Here is a 16,328-nt window from a genome sequence, read left to right on the forward strand (position 1 = left end):
TATTGCGTTATTATCCACTGCTTTAAAAGTACGAGCGTAACCGCCAATGAATGACGGTTACGCTGCACCATCTCCCAATCGCAACCTAGTTATAGCAACGCGTCTTTCAACTTGGCAAAATCTAATTGCTCTAGGTATTCCTTTAGCACGGCATCGTCTTCTAGCTGTCTTCCCTTCAGGGTTATGAGTATTTGACCAGCAAGCACTAAGGTAATTTCTGATCTATTCTTTTCCGTTTTAATCATGCCTTTGGCTTTTTTATAACGAAACGGTTTGGTATTTTGTTGGCCCGCCATCATTGCAGGATTTTTAAGCATCATCGTCATCATGCCCATCATGGGTGAATTCGCCATGACCTCGACAATCACGTTTTCTCTATTACGCGTAAACTCACTTTTCATGCCGGTGCCGCCGCCCATTCCACCCAGCATCGTCATCGCCGCTGCGTTATTATTTTTTTGCTCTCTCTCCTTCCAGCCGTCCAGAGGTTTTGGCATCAGCTGTTGAATTTCCGCCTGATAAAGTTGCTGTACCTGAGCCGTCACAAACTTTAACTCCTCAACTGCCGACTTATAATCTTTCTCGTTATACGCTTCCAAAGCCACCGTTATTTGATCAGAAACTTCATCCGCGAAAACAGGCGCACTCAGCATTGACAGGGTTGATGCCAGTGACACCAATGCGGAAACTTTCAATAACTTTATGAATTTCATTTCGACTCCTAACGTTTCAGTAAGCAGATATTATTGAAACATTTAAAGCCGTCAAAATCTGTGAAGAAAATCACATTTATCAAATATCGATGAGAAAGCTCATTATAGAAAGTCCCATTTTATAAATGTCTCGTTATAGAAACGCACAACATATAAAAACCGCTGATCGAAAGTGAACGAAAGTGAACAATGTAGCGCTGACACTCAAGTCATTAATCTATAAAATGCAGTAAATTCTCTATCACACCACTCAAAAGTATGGACCAACAAACACACGTTATTGCCGACCAGCAGGCTTATGAAATCAACTTGCGTTCGACGCCCTGTGACCCTGAAAAAGGACATGACATAAGCGCAAAGGATTTGATCAACAAAGCCTTGTTGTTTGCCGAACTTTCCATGATTGCTTATCTAAAGCCCGAAGAGACCGAAAAAGCAGCGTTGCGTCTTGGGTTTACCCGAACCACTTTCTACAACAACGACGGCTCCCAAGCCTACTCATTTGCCAACGATCAGGACATCGTGATCGCCTTTCGTGGCACCGAACCCAACGAATGGAATGATATAAAAGCCGATATCGATGCAACCAAAGCATTGGCGGAAACCGTTGGGCACGTACACCGTGGCTTTAAAAAAGAAGTGGATGATGTGTGGCCGCTATTAGAAAAAATGCTGATCTCACACAAACAAAATCTGGATAAAAAACTCTGGTTTACCGGCCATTCACTGGGTGGCGCGATGGCATCTATTTGTGCGGGTCGTTGCTTGTTGTCGCATATCGATACACGACCAGAACAAGTACATACCTTCGGTAGCCCGCGAGTCGGCACAAAACGCTATATAAACCACGCTAAAGTCGATTATTACCGCTGGGTAAACAACAACGACATTGTGACGCGCACGCCACCTGTGTGGCTCGGTTATCGTCATGCGGGTAAAGAAATGTATCTTGATGCACAGGGAAGACTAAAAGAATTAAACGCGGTACAGCGCAAAGCTGACCTGTGGAAAGGTTTTGTGACAGGTTTAAAGAATAAACAGATTGATCACTTCAGCGATCACCTGATAGATAACTACGTTGACTATATTTACCAAGAGACCTTATAAGCAAATAAAGTCTGGTTAACACAGCATGCTTAAATAAACGTATTAATTAGCACGAAGCTTTTCGTCTACCTGACGTTTTAACAATTCCAGTTCAATTGTATTGCGCTGCGATTGTTTTATTTTCTCTTCGAGTAATGCTGAGGTTTGCTGCAAATCTTTACCGGCTAATGAAGATGGCATTGTAGAAGTAGAAGTAGAAGTAGAAGTAGAAGTAGAAGCAGACTTAGCTTCAACGACCGAACTTGGTTTTTTCGCCTCCAAAGCATCGTATGAACCCTTGTTACCGCTAAATAATCCCGGACCCTGCATCATTGAATCTGCTGGTAATAATTCAGGAGAGTCAAAACTAGAAGACAAATTAGAAGACAAACTAGAAGGCGAACTCGAACAAGCAATCGTCAATATTGATAGTGACGCAATGCTAAGCAACTTCATCGACAGAGTCAGAGTAGCAGTCTTAGTCGATCTATCAATCGCGCCAGCATAATGTTTTACTTTCATTTCGAATCCTTGTGAATAAATAAGGGAGGCTCTTGCCTATTGTCTTTGTAAACTACTGTAATTAAGGATGTTGACTAACAGAGAGTTAATTTTCGGGGTTAACTCAGGTATTTATAAACCATGCAACGTTCAGTAATTTATACAATAAACAAAAGCCTCGCAGCTTTTATAAGCTCTACTTAGAACTTAACTCGTGAACCAATAGAGAACAGGTTCTTGTCTTCTACGCCATCAGCATCAATCTGAGCATTTTCATAATCAGCAAATAACTCAACACCTTGTTTCAGATGATAAACGTACGCAAGGTTAATACGTTCAGCTTCCACATTGGATGCAACTTGATCTTCAGTAAGGGTGTAAGACACAGACAGGTTATGTGCGCCAAGCTTTTGACCAATTTTGATGTAAGCACTCGTTGGATCTAACGGAGAATCATTAAGGTATTGCTCACCATAGGCACCGGTAATGTTAAAACCGTTAGATGCAAGGTAAGAGGCAGACAAACCCAATTGCTGGAAATCATCAGCATCATCAGTAACATAACCGATTGCCGCGCCCACTTTAGAACCACCCGCTAGTTTCTGGCTATAACGAGCCGCGATTTCACCTTTATCTGTTCCCGCACTCACTGCAAAACCAACAGGACCAAAGTTTAAAGAATCATAGCGAATACGATCGTTACGGCTTAAACCGTCAAAGTTATCAAATGCCTGACCGTTAGAAACAACCGCGTTACCTGCAGAATCAACAAAACTGATGCCATCGTACAAATCCTGACCTGAGTAATCAGCAATCGTAGTACCAGAAAAATCGACCTCAGAAGTACCGTTTGCAGCGCCATCGCCCTGACCAAGACTCAACTTACCAAAACCACCCTGGAAATATAATTCACGCTTACGTGATCTAAACGCAGAACTGGAATCCGAATCATTAATATCAACCTGATCAGAAGCATTGTCCTGATATTGTGTTTCAATGTTGAAACCAACCGTAATACCAGCAACCGCATCGGTCTCGCCGGTTATACGAAAACGTGTTCCGCTGTTCGTGTTGTCAGTGAATAAAACATCATCATCCACGCCGTTATCAGCAAAGGTTAACGCACGACTCACTTGACCAGAAATCTTCACCTCAGACTTGGCAAAAGCATGAGGAGCAATTGCAAAAGAACCAATGAGCAATGCGCCCGTTGTCATTTTTATACTTTGTTTGATTACCATAATATTTATCCTTAATTTCAGGCCTACCCCGCTGGAATCCTGATTTTATTTAATCCAAAAACCGCTTTTGAACGTAAAGAACAGATATTCAATACACAGCGCTTTAAGAAATTTGATACGCACGAATACTTCTCGAAAACAACACTTGCCAAAGGAGTTCAGCGGCAAATTGAGTATTTGCGATCTACGATAAATATAATAATCACTACGTTTTTTTTGATAAGTAGGCGAAAAGGGAACACGATGTTCGGAGTTACAGACCAATGAAAAATGATCACTTATCTTCATTAAAAAACCTGGCAATGTTTGCCTTGGTTGTTGATGAAGGTAATTTTAGTCGTGCCGCTAAATCCCTAGGGATCAGCCGATCACGCGTGAGTGAGCAGGTAGCATCACTAGAAGAAAGTTTAAACAGACGATTATTTCACCGAACGACACGCAGCTTAACCTTGACGGAAGATGGCAAATCTCTCTATCCGCACGCTGCCAACCTACTCAAAGAACTGGGCGATATTGATGAACTACTCAATCAGGACCAACTATCAGGATTAATTCGAGTGACCGCCACGGTAGATTTTGCGGGTCAATGGTTGCTACCCGCCTTGCAGGAATTCAATGTGATTTATCCAGAGATAAAATTCGATATCATAATTTCGAACAAAAGCCTGGATTTGATAGAAGATCAGATAGATCTCGCGCTAAGAATAGGCAAACTAAAAGATGAATCGTTTATAGCCAGACCGCTATTCGAGCAAGAATTAATCGTTGCCGCCAACCCGGAATATATAGAAAAATACGGTCCATTTAATTCAATTGACGACCTCAAAAAAGCCACCTGGTTATTACTGCCGCAACTCCATGAAAAAAACCAAGTCACCTTAATCAATGGCGATAAAAACATCACCTTCAAACCCGATAATTACCACATCACAGACTCACCCGACCTATGCCGAAAAATGGTTGAAAACGGAATGGGCATAGGAATCGTATTACCAATAATGGTAAAAAACGAATCAAAGCAATACTTTCAACGCCTATGTCCTGAATGGCACAGCGGTAATATGAATTTTTCATTGATATACCCTTCACGCCGCCAGGTTTCATTACGCACACGAACGCTGATTGATTATCTAATGAAAAGGCCTGTTGGGTGTTTGAATAGCTTTGCTGGGTGTTGAATAAATTGCCTAGAAAGTAAGTTGAAAAGCGACTTTTACATTCATTTAATTGGCTTGAACCCACCCCCCACCTTTGGGGCACTTTTCCTGATGGGTTAAACCAAAGCTATTATTTTTAGTAGGCCGGATAAACAGTGCGCAATCCGACACACGCGTGAAGTTACCTAGGATAAATACCAAAGTGTGTTTGTTTAGGGGAAGCAATCATACTAGTCCTTCCCCGCTATAAACCATTCTTTAGGAATATTACAATTTTTACTATTTGGCTCTGGGTCAGCTTTGTGAATTCTCACATGCAAGGGCATCGATACACAGTTACCAAAAACAAGAGCCTCACCAGGGACAGATTGCTTTATCTTATTGGAAAAATCGTCTGAAAAATATGGAAGAATAGCGTGAACATATCGCATATCAATTTCATTCTGAATACGATGAATAATAAAATTAGAACATTGTGATAATACAGTCTCTGATAACTCTGAAGGTCTTTGAGAGGAGACTAATAAAAATATTGAATACTTCCTCCCTTCTCTCGCAATTTTCTCAAATATATTTTCTTTTATAATATATTTGTAGTCTTTCTTGATGTATCGGTGAGCTTCATCTAACACAAGATGAACTGGTTTTTTTCGGCGTTTGTTGCCTTGTAATTTCTTTCTTTCAGAGAATAACAACCTTGATACAACAGAAGTCAGCGTCTCCAAAGCATCAGGACTAAGCTCACTCGTATCAATAATAACTAACTGGTTTTTATGTGAGCCTTCCTCAATTCTCCAAATTTCTTCCAAATATTCTTTACCATTTTTAGCCTTACCTAGAGTTGAACGCATAAACTCACAATCTGTATTATCCAAAAAGTAATCAAGCCTAGTCATCATGGTTGATGTATATTCACGAATACGCTTATTCCCTCGAGCATCCTCCTCTAATAATGTTATATTTGCTGCAATTCTTAAAAATTCATAATCAAAAAATTCTCCGTGAGGAAGCTTATGTTCTAAGACTTTTTGATAGTCTTCATAGTTAAGATTATTAAATATTTCTTTTACAGCACTATCTAATTCTTGATTATTAGAGCCATATGATATGTCACAGCTATTCTGAAGAGTATCGAGATCATCAGTTAATCCAAATTCTTTACAACTACTTGAAAGCTCTTGGTCAGATTCAAGAATAGATCTAATACTAGAAATCACACTTGAAGCCGCTGTAATATTTGCAGTATCAGTATCTACATTACTAAGGATACTAGAAACCAACTGACAAACTTTATGTTTGAGATAATTTACGAAGATAGACCTTTCTTCTTTTTTTACTCCACCTATTTTATAAAACCGATAACTTTCTTGAAGCACTCGATCCCAAAAAGGTCGCTGAGTTGCCTCAGTAGCAAGTAAAAAGGCACTCCACTCATCTAAATTCATTAAGAAGTGAGGGAGCTGAAATGGATTATTTCCGTTTGTTTTTTCAGTTATGTTTGGTTTATAAAACTTAACACCAATATCTTTATTGTGATGATTCTTTTTAAAGGCATGCTTATATTCACCATTTACATCAAAGATAATTATTTTTGACCCAAGAGCAGAGTGAGAGGATTTTTTATGGATATCTTGAATTATATGAGCAATCGTATTGGACTTGCCACTTCCAGAATTCCCCAAAACAGCAGAATGGATATTGAAGAAAGAATTGATACTAATATCAATTGGATAATTTATTAGATTCTTACTAACGCCTAAAGAAAAGCTACTATGAACTTGATTATCTTTACCTTCATTCTCGCGAATGTTGAGGATCGTTTTCATATCCTCAAATGTAACAATACTTACATCACTATAAATACTTGGGAAGATCCCTACTCCAAGATTAAATATTCCATCACGTGAAATTGTCCCAATAGGTTTTAATAAAAGCTCTCTGTTGCCTTCAATATCAAAAGCTTGGTTATCTTTATTACTGTCAATATCAAATATTGATATTACTTCACAAAGTAGAACCTCACCGACAGCATTTGTGGTTTTTAAGTAGCTTCCAATATTGCCGAAATAATATACTGTACCCGCTAAATTTACTGTATTTCCACGTATCTCAGATGATATTTTTACATGGAACTGACTGTAATTTACTGATGTAATCTTCCCAACCTTCATTAGGATGTTTCCCCATTAGGGTTGTTTAGCTTCTTTATATTTCTCAAAAAATCCTTCAATAAATCAGCATCCTTATTCTGATCAAGATCTGGGATTAGATTATTAATTATATACTTAAAATAATGAATCCTTTCCTTATCTCCATTTTCATCAATCTCACCAGAGTATCCAGATATTTTATAAACCCGACGATCTTCAACTTTAAAAAGGTTTTCATTTTTATAATCACCAAAAACTACAATACTAATCGATGGGTTAGAAGCCATGGCTTGGTAAATAATATTGTTTATGTGTTCATCACTAAAGCTATAACCGATGACAAATAAAACGCTATTAGGAAGTAATAGTTTTTTCTGGAATTCCCTAATTAAATCGGCATAAGGAGAACCTAAACTTTTATTTTGTTTTAATGGAGTAGGATAGATCAGTACATTTTCATCTGGTCGCCTATCTCCATGTGTTACCGCCACTTCTTTTATATTGAAAAATGAATTATCCTCGCTTTCAACCCAACTTATCGAGCCATGTAACTTATAGAGATAGACCATATTCACTAATGGTTCATACTTCTCAAGGTTCGTATCCACTTTTCTGGAAAAGGTATAACTAAATCTCGCAGGATTAAACACCCTCGTTAATCCGCCTCCAAAACCATTATTGTAATTAATATTAAGATAATCTAGTGCTTTCTCACTAAGTAAATCATTGTTTGTGGTAAATACATTTACTCGAGCTAGGTCTTTATTCCGTAGTGAAAGTTTCTGATAGAGGCGCTGATATATATTCAAGGATTCCGCAGCAGAATCAGTCTCTAAATCAATATTTATCTGATCATAGATTTCTGTTTCTATTAAAGTAATAAGCACAATTACCCCATTAGTTTTATATCCAGCTCCTTCTCGATATGATCTAAGAGAATAGAGTGTGCCCAATATTTTCTCTAAATTACCACTTTCTTTTTTATTGATTTTTTCAAAAAGTAATTTATAGTTTTTAACTTTTTTATCAAGATCATCACCTTTATAACTTTTGCTAAGCTCTTCCTTTAATTGCTTACTTTCTAACCTTTTTATGATTTTGTCCAACATGGTTTTCATTGCGGGAATTGATCCTGAACTAGCACCTGCTCCTAATAGAAAATGAACATTTTTTATATTAGATAAGTCAGAAACTTTATTCTTTATCTTTAAAATACCTGCATTTAAATCATCTTCATCAGTTATTAAGTTATCTTGCCCTTGAAAAAAACTGATGTAATCTTTTGCTAGTTTTTCTTCTTCACCTTTCATCTTCCACTACCTAATTTACATGTCATTAACTTAGCTTATACCATTTATTTACATACAATAGTGTTTTTAAATTAGTTTTATTTAAAAGGTAAGTTTTAGGGTATTTAATTTAAAAAAGCTTTATTAATTTACATAAAAATGTTTAAAAGCAGGGAATGACTCAGAGCGATTCTCTTAAAAACGCAATAGTCCTGTACTAGACTAATACCGCAGCTTTTACAGCATAGCGTCCTGTTTAATCTTTATGGAAACCATGATTTACGACTTCGTAAATGAGGATTTGATAATTTACTTTTAAGGCTTTGTCATAATCGGATCATGTGGCGTTGACTCGCTTGTCACTTCAGCATAACTTATCGATTTGACTATTTCTCGCATCAGCGGATATACGACAACGACAGATACCAAGAGTGCAAATGCCAGTATCGCTAAATAGATGATCATATAGTGTTCGTAGTCCATGATTGGGGCGACGACTCGCGCAGCGCCTACTAACGCGGCATAAATCCACGAGCTGGTGCTGATGGCGGTGAAAAGGCACGAGACGATGACTATGCGTTGTGCTTTTTGGCGTGATTTAAAACTCGGGAAGACTAATAGATGCAATAACAATCCGTTGATGGTTAGCACGCTGACTACTGTAATTTTTGCTGCTAATTTGGAGTTGGCAAAGATTAGCTCTATATCCAGTCCTGGTTTAATCGCTAACAGCGCTACTCCGGTAAGCCAGAGTAAAACGAGTAAGGTGGTGATTTTTTTACCCAGTTGATGCACTTCTGTTACATCTAGTTTTCTTGATGTGATTATTTTCACATCTGTGCTGACGATCATTACGACAGCAAATGCAAAGGCGAATAAATGTACGAAAATGAGGAGTTGCTGACCCACAGAAGTGATTTCATGTAGGTACAAACTTATAAAACTTTGCATATCTAATATGAACAGGGCTTGTTAGTTATTCAGTCGTGTCCATTCTACATTAGAACAAGAAATTCTGAGGTGTTTTATGATGTTAGGGGGGGAATTTATGGCTGAGTTGCGGTAAATAAAAAGTGCCTATAAGTAGGGGGGAGGTGACCCTTTTAAACTATTTATTTGAATTGTAAGACTATGTCTTATATATTCTTTGTAAGAATATTTCTTACATTTACTAAATAGGATGTAATCATGTCACGAACAATTACTGTCGATACAGGTAAAGAGCTACTTGGTTTCATTGATAACCTTGTTGAGTCCGGCAGTTATAAAACCAAGAGCGAAGTAGTGCGAGAAGGTTTACGTTTACTTAAAGAGCAACAGGCCAGTTCAAAGCTTGAAGCTTTACGTCAACTTATTGATGATGGAGAAAATAGCGGGAATTTAACAGAGTGGAATGTTGATACCTTCCTTGATCGTATGAAAGCAAAAACTTAAGAATGGCAAACAGAGAAATTCTCCTTCGACCGCTAGCCGAGGAAGATTTAGAAGCTATTTATGACTACAGTTATCAAGAGTTTGGTGAAAAACGTGCCGTTGAATATATTCATAATTTGAACAAGGTCTTTATCAAAATTGCCGATAATCCTAACTTAGGCAGCCAATGTAATTATGTAAAACCAGGCTTGTTGAGTTTTCACGTTATTTCTCATATTGTTTTCTTTAGAGCAACTAAGACCCGAATTTCCATAATACGAGTACTGCATAAATCTATGGATTATCCGCGTCATTTTTAATTATTTTTTAAAAATATGCCTAGCTCTATATAAATATCACTCAAAAGTAGGGAGGTGACCTAGAATGGTTCTTATCTCAAGCCACCCTTCCCTATTCATATGTATTTTTTTAACACCACTTTTTATGCGTCCAGATGTTCTTCAAAAAACGCAATGGTACGCGACCAGGCTAGTTCTGCGGCTTTTTCGTCATAACGCCCTGTTGAGTCATTGTGGAAACCGTGATTTACGCCTTCGTAGATGAATACCTGATAGTTGGCTTTGATCGCTTTGAGCGCTTTTTCGTAATCGGGCCATGTGGCGTTGACGCGTTTGTCTAATTCGCCCAGCTGTATCATTAGTGGCGCTTTGATATTAGGGATGATATCAGCGCTTGCGGGTGTGCCGTAAAATGGAACCGCGGCATCGACCACATCAGGAATTCTGGCAGCGAGCATATTGGAGATATAGCCACCAAAACAGAAGCCAACGACGCCAAGTTTGCCATTACCTTTTTCGTGACCTTTGATGAATTTGGCGGCGGCGATAAAGTCTTGTTCAATTTTACCTTTATCCAGCGATTTTTGCATCGCTCGGCCTTCATCATCATTGCCCGGATAACCACCTAAGGTATGCAATGCATCGGGGGCGAATGCGATAAAGCCTGCTTTTGCGACGCGTCGTGCAACGTCTTTTACATAAGGGTTTAAGCCACGGTTTTCGTGAACGACTAGTACCGTAGGTGCTTTGTCATCGATGACTGTAGGGACGACTAAATACCCTTTGCCTTTGCCGTGTCCTTCGGGTGAATCGAATTCCTGATAGGTGGCTTTTATAGATTCATCGTTAAAGGAGACTTGTTCGGCGAGTGCGTAATTTGGCAGTAATGCACTTGAAACCATACTCATGGTCAAGCCTGCGACACCGAGTTTGCCGAGGCGCGCTAAAAATGTGCGGCGATCGATAAAACCGTGAGCGTATTCGTCGTACCAGTCGAACGCTTCTTGTGGGATTTGTAGCTCTTTGCTGTTTGTATTTTGGCTTTCTGTGGTCAGATTTGGTGTTACTCGATTTTGCATTTTTAACTCCTGTGCTTATTTTTAAAGTCGTGGGGCCTGGAGTTAAGTATAGAATATTGAAATTCGTTTTGAGCTTATAGGGAGTCGTTTGCGTGTAAAAGTATGTAAAGATAAAGCACGAAAAGTGGCGATCTGCGTGAGATTTAGTACATCTTCGCAATCTGATTAGTCTTTGCCTACTTTAAAACTGGGGATGTTGGTTGTGCCAATAACGATTAAAACCAACGCGACAAACATGAAGAAAAAAGTAGATGCTAATAGACTGGCGCTGATTGGATTTTGCCAACCGAGTGTATCAATTTCTATAGACAGATAAATCACACTGGCGATCGCCAAAATAATACTGCCCGCGGCAAAGTACAGTGCTGACTTCTGAAATGCACTCTTTGTGGTTTTCTTTACGGGAGGGTATTGTGGCTCTACAATGTCTTTGGATGGGTTCATCAGGCTAGGATACCCTTTCTTGGTATGAAAGTAAGAAAAACCGCCCCAAAGTAGGGGGGTGGCTTTTATTATTCACAATTCCATTTGTTTAATAAGAGGCTGCTTGAGATGCACCACTGCCCCATTCGGATCGGCTATTACCGCAATCCATCCTTCATCTGGTACATGCTGTGGTGGCACCATGATTTTGCCGCCTAGCGCTACGGTTTGTGTGACGCTTTCCTCTATGTCGTCAACCGCGATATAGGGATGCCAGTAAGAGTCTTCATTTTTATCATTGCTTGTACTGCTTTTACCTACAGTATCTAAATTTGCATCCATCATGCCGGCGATGCTTACCCCATCTTTCTTAAATATCGTGTAATTGCCATAGTCGTCCGCATCGACCTGTTTTGTCGTCCAGCCAAACAGCTTGCTATAGAAATCTCCGCTGGTTTTCTGATTTGGGGTGATCAGCTCTTGCCAAATGAAAGGGTTTTGCTTTGCCATAAGTCTTCCTTACTGGGTAAACGGGAATGTGTGTTGTGTCATGAATATACGTTGTTTTGGAAAAACGATGTTAAAAAAACATTGTTTGTCTTTGTCTTCGATTAGTCTTTAATTAGTTTTTTAATTAGGTATTGGATTGAATATTGAGCCGTAAATCACCAAATAAAAATAGGAGCGTTTTTGTAGGACTTGCCTTTGGTCTTAGGCTTTTGACAGTTACGGCATAGGTCATTACTATCATGAGTTAAACAATAATTTATAAAAATAATAATAGTTGCAAATAAATGCCCCTATCTAAACTATATGCCCACAGTTTTAGCCAGACTACTAAAATAGTTTTCTTGGTCGGATTACTGTTGCTGGTCGTTGGCGTTTCCGGGTATTTCGTGATGATTAAATCCGAGAACACAATCATTGAAAATCAATCAGTTAGCGTTGCCGAGATTGTTGCTCGACAAGCGTCAGCTGCTCGTTCCGTTTACACCTCCCAGATTCTGGATAAAATCAAAAAAGACGAGATTGGCTTTTCCGACAGGGATTATCACAATAAGCATGGTGCACTCCCCATACCTGCGCAATTTCTGAAAAATATGGCGACTAAAGCGTCTGAAGATGCCGAAGGTCTATATAAATATCGAGCGGTGAGTAAGTGGAACCTGGATGATCATCAGGATTTAAACAATGATTTTCTTAAAGATGCCTGGTCGAAACTGGAACAGCAGGATCAAGCAAACCCTGCTAAAGCGATAGACTGGAAACCCATATATCGTGTGGAAGAATTCGAAGGCAAGCAAACCTTGCTTTACCTGAAAGCAGACCCTGCGACACAAGTATCCTGTGTGGAATGCCACAACGATTATGAGAAGACCGAAGAGATTCTCCAAAGACGCGCCTCGCAGAATATTGTCGGTGGTAAAGTCTGGAAACAGCATCAATTACTGGGTGCTATCTTCGTACAGATCCCTGTGGACAAAATGCATGCAATTGCGTCTAAAAACAGCAAATTTACCATTTTATGGATACTAAGTTCTTTGATCATCGGTTTGAGCGGTTTGGCTTATTTCTTTTCCCGAGACCTCGTCAAAGCCAGAGGGGTGACAAAACTACTGTTTTGGCAAGCCAAGCATGACAACTTAACCAAGCTACCAAACCGTATTAGTTTTGAAGAAAGATCGCGTGAATTGATTAGCGAATCCAGAAAGAAGAATTCTACCCATGCCATGTGTTTTCTCGACCTTGATCAATTCAAGCTAGTCAACGATACCTGCGGTCACGCAACGGGTGACGACTTACTGTGTCAGATCAGCGAGGAGTTACTAAAAGAGCTGATTAAACCCGATATGTTGGCGCGCCTTGGTGGCGATGAGTTTGGTATTTTATTAACCAATTGCAGTCTGGAAGAAGCGAAAGTAACCGCTAAAAGACTGTGTGAGAACGTTAAAAACTATCATTTCGTTAAAGACGAACATGCGTTTGATATTGGCGCAAGTATAGGCGTTGTCGCGATTAATAAAGATTCGCAGAGTGTCGATCAGCTGATGAGAGCTGCTGATTTAGCCTGTTATATGGCTAAAGATAATGGCAGAAATCGCGTTCAGATCTACCGTGAGAATGATGAAGTATTGAACCTTAGAAAGGTTGAAATGAAGTGGGTTTCCGGCATTTCAAGAGCCTTGAAAGAAAATAGAATCATTATCTACAGCCAAAAAATCGTCGCTATTGAAATAGGCAGTAATTACACGCATCACGAAATATTAGTGCGCCTGATTGGCGATGATGGAGAAATCGTCCCACCGAACGAATTTATCCCTGCCGCAGAAAGATACAACCTGATGCCGAAACTGGATCTGGCTATTATTGATCGATCTTTTTCTGCATTGAGTAATAAGTATTTCAAAGATTTAAGCAATGATGGCTTCATTTCAATCAACCTTTCCGGTCAATCGCTGAGTGAAGCAGACTTTTTGGTGAAAGTTAAACAGCTGATGATGAAACACCGTATTAATCCTGCACAGGTATGTTTTGAAATTACCGAATCAGCAGCGATTGCGAATCAGGATTTGGTGAAGCGCTTCATGAAAGAGATGAAAAGTCTCAACGTTAAATTCGCGCTGGATGATTTTGGAACAGGCTTGAGCTCATTGACCTATTTGAAGGAATTCCCTGTCGATTATTTGAAAATTGACGGCAGTTTTATCAAAGATATTTTAACGGATTCTGTGGATAGAACATTGGTGGAAGCGATTAATGATATGGCGCATACCATGGGTTTGAAGACCGTTGCGGAGTATGTTGAATCTAAGGAAATTTTGAATTTACTCAGCATATTGAATATCGATTATGCCCAAGGGTACTTCATACAAAAACCTACCGAAGTCACACAAAAGTTTTAACAGATTTTTAACAAATTAAGAGGCGATAAGGTTTTGCCACTAATCTGAAATATTTTAGTTTCGCGTTAAATACAATTAGGATCGAACCATTAATAACAATAATCCAATCGCATGATAGCCAAAACTCTTTTTACGAAAACGCCCTTTTCCCGAGCGTTGCTATACACAGGACTGAGTCTTTTGGCGTTCTTCCCGTTATCGCTGAGTGCGGCTTCGGCTGATACTTCTGTTGCTACCAGTCTATCCGAAAAAATAATCGGAAACTGGTGCCTGAATGAAGAGAAGTTTATGGATGATTCAAGCTTCAGCGGCGAAATATGGGAATTTACCGAAGATGGCAAATACACCTTCAACAAGCTAGGCGATAACGCTTACACGGTTACAGATGACACGGTAAAACTGGATAATTTCGGCACCTTGAAAGTGTTAACAATTAGCGATACCGAAATGGTTGCGAAGGTTTATTCGACGTATTACTTCTCTAAAGACAGATGTGCTGACGAGACCTTGCAAGCGCTTAAATTAACGCAGTTAAATAATGCCATCATCATGAATGATTTAGGGCGTGTTGAAGCGTTAATTAAAGAAGGTATTGATGTCAGCAAACCAGACACACGTGGTGGAATGCATTCAACACCATTAATGGTCGCAATCCGTCAGGAAAATGAAGCAGCGATTGAGCTTATTCTTAAACAAAAACCCGATTTGACGGTAACCAATTTTCTAGGCAAAACCGCGCTTGATATCGCGATGAAATCAAAATCAATCAAAATAAAAAATAGGATAAATGATGCATACTAAAAAAACACTTTTCATGCTGATATTAGGATTAGCGATAAGCACCTCTGGTTATGCCAAAATCTATAAATGGACAGACGCTAACGGAAAGACGCACTACACTGCCACGCCACCACCTGCGCAGAAAAAAGTGATTTCCAATGAAGAGTTTAAAGTGCACAAAACACCAAAATCTTCATTGAGACCTTCTTCAAGTTACGCTAAATCGAGTAATTCAAACAGTAGTGATAATAGTAAAAGCTCAAAAAAGACGAAAGCCAAGAAAAAGCCTATTACCAAAATACATGCACGCGCTCAATGTGGCAAAGCGATAAACAAAGCCCCTGCTCTTATGTCGAAAATAAGAAGCCAACTGAGACAAGCGATCAGTGCTGGAAAAGTACCGGCATCGAAGATGGAAGAATTTGAAAAACAGGAACGAGCTGGAAAATTCAAAGCGCCCTCAATGGATAAATGTGTAAAAGACTATATGGCTGGCGGCCGCCGACAAACCGATACTATCGCCGACAATAGCGCATCGGACGCCATTGCGTGGATACAGTTAGATGCCGCATTTGGACAATTCAAATAAATAACCCCCCCCTCGTAAGTTAGGGGGGTGTCATTAAGCCTAGTCGCTCTATCAACTAATCATAAAAATAAATGAGTGGGCCAAATGGAAACTAAACAGTGTATCGCCTGTAAAGAAGATATTTTACAAAATGCCCTGAAATGTAAGCATTGTTATCAGGTTCAAAACAGATCTGCGAATCTAAAGAACAAGCCGTGGTTTAATCATTTCGGTGCTTTAATAGTTGGGTCATTGCTTTTATGGTTAGTTGCAGAACTAATCATACTCACGACATCGGAAGGGCCTAAACCTGTTTTTCAGATTGAATCACCTAAGCTACAACTTTCAGAAACCAAAGAAGGGTTGAATATCCGTTGTATTGCAACGGCAGAGAATACTTATCTTGAGAGCTGGAGTGATTTTTCGATTCAAGCCAAATTTAAAAATGCATCGGGTGATGTTATAGACATTATGCAAAACGAACCAAGCATGACTGTATTGCCATCGTTTAACTTTGAAGTCATGGCTTCTGGTATGGCTAATGCGGCTAAAGAAGAATATAGCTCATGCGAACTCACTGTTCTTTATGCAGATTAGAATGTGAAAAACCCCTCGTAAGTAGGGGGGTGTCATTAAGATATAAAAAAGCCCCTGATTCAGGGGCTTTTTTATAATCAATACTACTTGTAGAGCGTTTAGGTTTTGGTTCAAATCAAGGCGCGACCG

Annotated in this window: 17 protein-coding genes; 8 read left to right on the forward strand and 9 right to left on the reverse strand. The window is 39.3% G+C overall.

The annotated features are described in order from the left end of the window. Positions 1–89: 89 nt before the first annotated feature. The gene (locus OO007_RS02660) at positions 90–713 is read right to left on the reverse strand and encodes a hypothetical protein (protein ID WP_325807638.1); all 624 of its coding nucleotides are present in this window, start codon (positions 711–713) and stop codon (positions 90–92) included. 258 nt (positions 714–971) lie between these two features. On the opposite strand from OO007_RS02660, the gene OO007_RS02665 reads away from it, so the two are divergent. Further along, on the forward strand, positions 972–1,820 hold the full coding sequence (locus tag OO007_RS02665; protein WP_325807639.1) for a lipase family protein: 849 nt from the start codon (positions 972–974) through the stop codon (positions 1,818–1,820). A 42-nt stretch (positions 1,821–1,862) separates the two neighbouring features. Here OO007_RS02665 and OO007_RS02670 read toward each other — a convergent pair whose 3' ends face one another. Next, the gene (locus OO007_RS02670; RefSeq protein WP_325807640.1) at positions 1,863–2,321 is read right to left on the reverse strand and encodes a hypothetical protein; all 459 of its coding nucleotides are present in this window, start codon (positions 2,319–2,321) and stop codon (positions 1,863–1,865) included. A gap of 179 nt (positions 2,322–2,500) precedes the next feature. After that, positions 2,501–3,541 carry a porin gene (locus tag OO007_RS02675; RefSeq protein ID WP_325807641.1) on the reverse strand — a complete coding sequence of 347 codons (1,041 nt, stop codon included), beginning with the start codon at positions 3,539–3,541 and terminating at the stop codon, positions 2,501–2,503. Positions 3,542–3,804: 263 nt separating this feature from the next. On the opposite strand from OO007_RS02675, the gene OO007_RS02680 reads away from it, so the two are divergent. After that, positions 3,805–4,719 (forward strand): LysR family transcriptional regulator, encoded by a 915-nt coding sequence (locus tag OO007_RS02680; protein WP_325807642.1) that lies wholly within the window; start codon positions 3,805–3,807, stop codon positions 4,717–4,719. 209 nt (positions 4,720–4,928) lie between these two features. Here the strand turns inward: OO007_RS02680 and OO007_RS02685 are convergent, their stop codons facing one another. From OO007_RS02685 to OO007_RS02695, 3 genes are all read right to left on the reverse strand, one after another. Beyond that, a complete protein-coding gene (locus OO007_RS02685) occupies positions 4,929–6,869 on the reverse strand; it encodes an ATP-binding protein (protein WP_325807643.1) in 1,941 nt (646 codons plus the stop codon). Continuing rightward, on the reverse strand, positions 6,869–8,158 hold the full coding sequence (locus OO007_RS02690; protein ID WP_325807644.1) for an SIR2 family protein: 1,290 nt from the start codon (positions 8,156–8,158) through the stop codon (positions 6,869–6,871). Before OO007_RS02690 ends, OO007_RS02685 begins: the two co-directional genes overlap by 1 nt. A 294-nt stretch (positions 8,159–8,452) precedes the next feature. Continuing rightward, positions 8,453–9,088 carry a hypothetical protein gene (locus tag OO007_RS02695; protein WP_325807645.1) on the reverse strand — a complete coding sequence of 212 codons (636 nt, stop codon included), beginning with the start codon at positions 9,086–9,088 and terminating at the stop codon, positions 8,453–8,455. Positions 9,089–9,325: 237 nt separating this feature from the next. Between OO007_RS02695 and OO007_RS02700 the strand changes: the two genes are divergently transcribed. Then, positions 9,326–9,571 carry a type II toxin-antitoxin system ParD family antitoxin gene (locus OO007_RS02700; RefSeq protein WP_131904488.1) on the forward strand — a complete coding sequence of 82 codons (246 nt, stop codon included), beginning with the start codon at positions 9,326–9,328 and terminating at the stop codon, positions 9,569–9,571. Positions 9,572–9,573: 2 nt separating this feature from the next. Then, positions 9,574–9,870, forward strand: coding sequence for a type II toxin-antitoxin system RelE/ParE family toxin (locus tag OO007_RS02705; RefSeq protein WP_325807646.1), 297 nt, complete (start codon positions 9,574–9,576; stop codon positions 9,868–9,870). A gap of 122 nt (positions 9,871–9,992) precedes the next feature. Here the strand turns inward: OO007_RS02705 and OO007_RS02710 are convergent, their stop codons facing one another. The 3 genes from OO007_RS02710 to OO007_RS02720 form a co-directional block, all read right to left on the reverse strand. Then, complete coding sequence (locus tag OO007_RS02710) at positions 9,993–10,928, reverse strand: dienelactone hydrolase family protein (RefSeq protein WP_325807647.1); 936 nt, start codon at positions 10,926–10,928, stop codon at positions 9,993–9,995. 165 nt (positions 10,929–11,093) lie between these two features. Beyond that, entirely contained in the window at positions 11,094–11,372 is a 279-nt protein-coding gene (locus tag OO007_RS02715; protein WP_325807648.1) for a hypothetical protein, read from the reverse strand. 72 nt (positions 11,373–11,444) lie between these two features. Beyond that, positions 11,445–11,861, reverse strand: coding sequence for a VOC family protein (locus OO007_RS02720; protein ID WP_325807649.1), 417 nt, complete (start codon positions 11,859–11,861; stop codon positions 11,445–11,447). 284 nt (positions 11,862–12,145) lie between these two features. Between OO007_RS02720 and OO007_RS02725 the strand changes: the two genes are divergently transcribed. From OO007_RS02725 to OO007_RS02740, 4 genes are all read left to right on the forward strand, one after another. Beyond that, entirely contained in the window at positions 12,146–14,254 is a 2,109-nt protein-coding gene (locus OO007_RS02725; protein WP_325807650.1) for an EAL domain-containing protein, read from the forward strand. Between the two features lie 111 nt (positions 14,255–14,365). Then, complete coding sequence (locus tag OO007_RS02730) at positions 14,366–15,055, forward strand: ankyrin repeat domain-containing protein (protein WP_325807651.1); 690 nt, start codon at positions 14,366–14,368, stop codon at positions 15,053–15,055. After that, the gene (locus OO007_RS02735) at positions 15,045–15,623 is read left to right on the forward strand and encodes a DUF4124 domain-containing protein (RefSeq protein ID WP_325807652.1); all 579 of its coding nucleotides are present in this window, start codon (positions 15,045–15,047) and stop codon (positions 15,621–15,623) included. Before OO007_RS02730 ends, OO007_RS02735 begins: the two co-directional genes overlap by 11 nt. Before the next feature lie 84 nt (positions 15,624–15,707). Then, positions 15,708–16,199, forward strand: a complete 492-nt coding sequence (locus OO007_RS02740; protein WP_325807653.1) for a hypothetical protein — start codon at positions 15,708–15,710, stop codon at positions 16,197–16,199. Positions 16,200–16,328 lie beyond the last annotated feature (129 nt).

This window comes from Cocleimonas sp. KMM 6892 (genome assembly GCF_035798195.1).
Lineage (GTDB): Bacteria > Pseudomonadota > Gammaproteobacteria > Thiotrichales > Thiotrichaceae > Cocleimonas > Cocleimonas flava.

Bases quoted from the DNA above. Each gene is read 5' to 3' on its own strand.
- OO007_RS02730 (WP_325807651.1), top strand. From the start codon at position 14,366: ATGATAGCCAAAACTCTTTTTACGAAAACGCCCTTTTCCCGAGCGTTG.
- OO007_RS02740 (WP_325807653.1), top strand. From the start codon at position 15,708: ATGGAAACTAAACAGTGTATCGCCTGTAAAGAAGATATTTTACAAAAT.
- OO007_RS02705 (WP_325807646.1), top strand. From the start codon at position 9,574: ATGGCAAACAGAGAAATTCTCCTTCGACCGCTAGCCGAGGAAGATTTA.
- OO007_RS02700 (WP_131904488.1), top strand. From the start codon at position 9,326: ATGTCACGAACAATTACTGTCGATACAGGTAAAGAGCTACTTGGTTTC.
- OO007_RS02735 (WP_325807652.1), top strand. From the start codon at position 15,045: ATGCATACTAAAAAAACACTTTTCATGCTGATATTAGGATTAGCGATA.
- OO007_RS02710 (WP_325807647.1), bottom strand. From the start codon at position 10,928: ATGCAAAATCGAGTAACACCAAATCTGACCACAGAAAGCCAAAATACA.
- OO007_RS02720 (WP_325807649.1), bottom strand. From the start codon at position 11,861: ATGGCAAAGCAAAACCCTTTCATTTGGCAAGAGCTGATCACCCCAAAT.
- OO007_RS02695 (WP_325807645.1), bottom strand. From the start codon at position 9,088: ATGCAAAGTTTTATAAGTTTGTACCTACATGAAATCACTTCTGTGGGT.
- OO007_RS02660 (WP_325807638.1), bottom strand. From the start codon at position 713: ATGAAATTCATAAAGTTATTGAAAGTTTCCGCATTGGTGTCACTGGCA.
- OO007_RS02725 (WP_325807650.1), top strand. From the start codon at position 12,146: ATGCCCCTATCTAAACTATATGCCCACAGTTTTAGCCAGACTACTAAA.
- OO007_RS02665 (WP_325807639.1), top strand. From the start codon at position 972: ATGGACCAACAAACACACGTTATTGCCGACCAGCAGGCTTATGAAATC.
- OO007_RS02670 (WP_325807640.1), bottom strand. From the start codon at position 2,321: ATGAAAGTAAAACATTATGCTGGCGCGATTGATAGATCGACTAAGACT.
- OO007_RS02680 (WP_325807642.1), top strand. From the start codon at position 3,805: ATGAAAAATGATCACTTATCTTCATTAAAAAACCTGGCAATGTTTGCC.
- OO007_RS02715 (WP_325807648.1), bottom strand. From the start codon at position 11,372: ATGAACCCATCCAAAGACATTGTAGAGCCACAATACCCTCCCGTAAAG.
- OO007_RS02685 (WP_325807643.1), bottom strand. From the start codon at position 6,869: ATGAAGGTTGGGAAGATTACATCAGTAAATTACAGTCAGTTCCATGTA.
- OO007_RS02675 (WP_325807641.1), bottom strand. From the start codon at position 3,541: ATGGTAATCAAACAAAGTATAAAAATGACAACGGGCGCATTGCTCATT.
- OO007_RS02690 (WP_325807644.1), bottom strand. From the start codon at position 8,158: ATGAAAGGTGAAGAAGAAAAACTAGCAAAAGATTACATCAGTTTTTTT.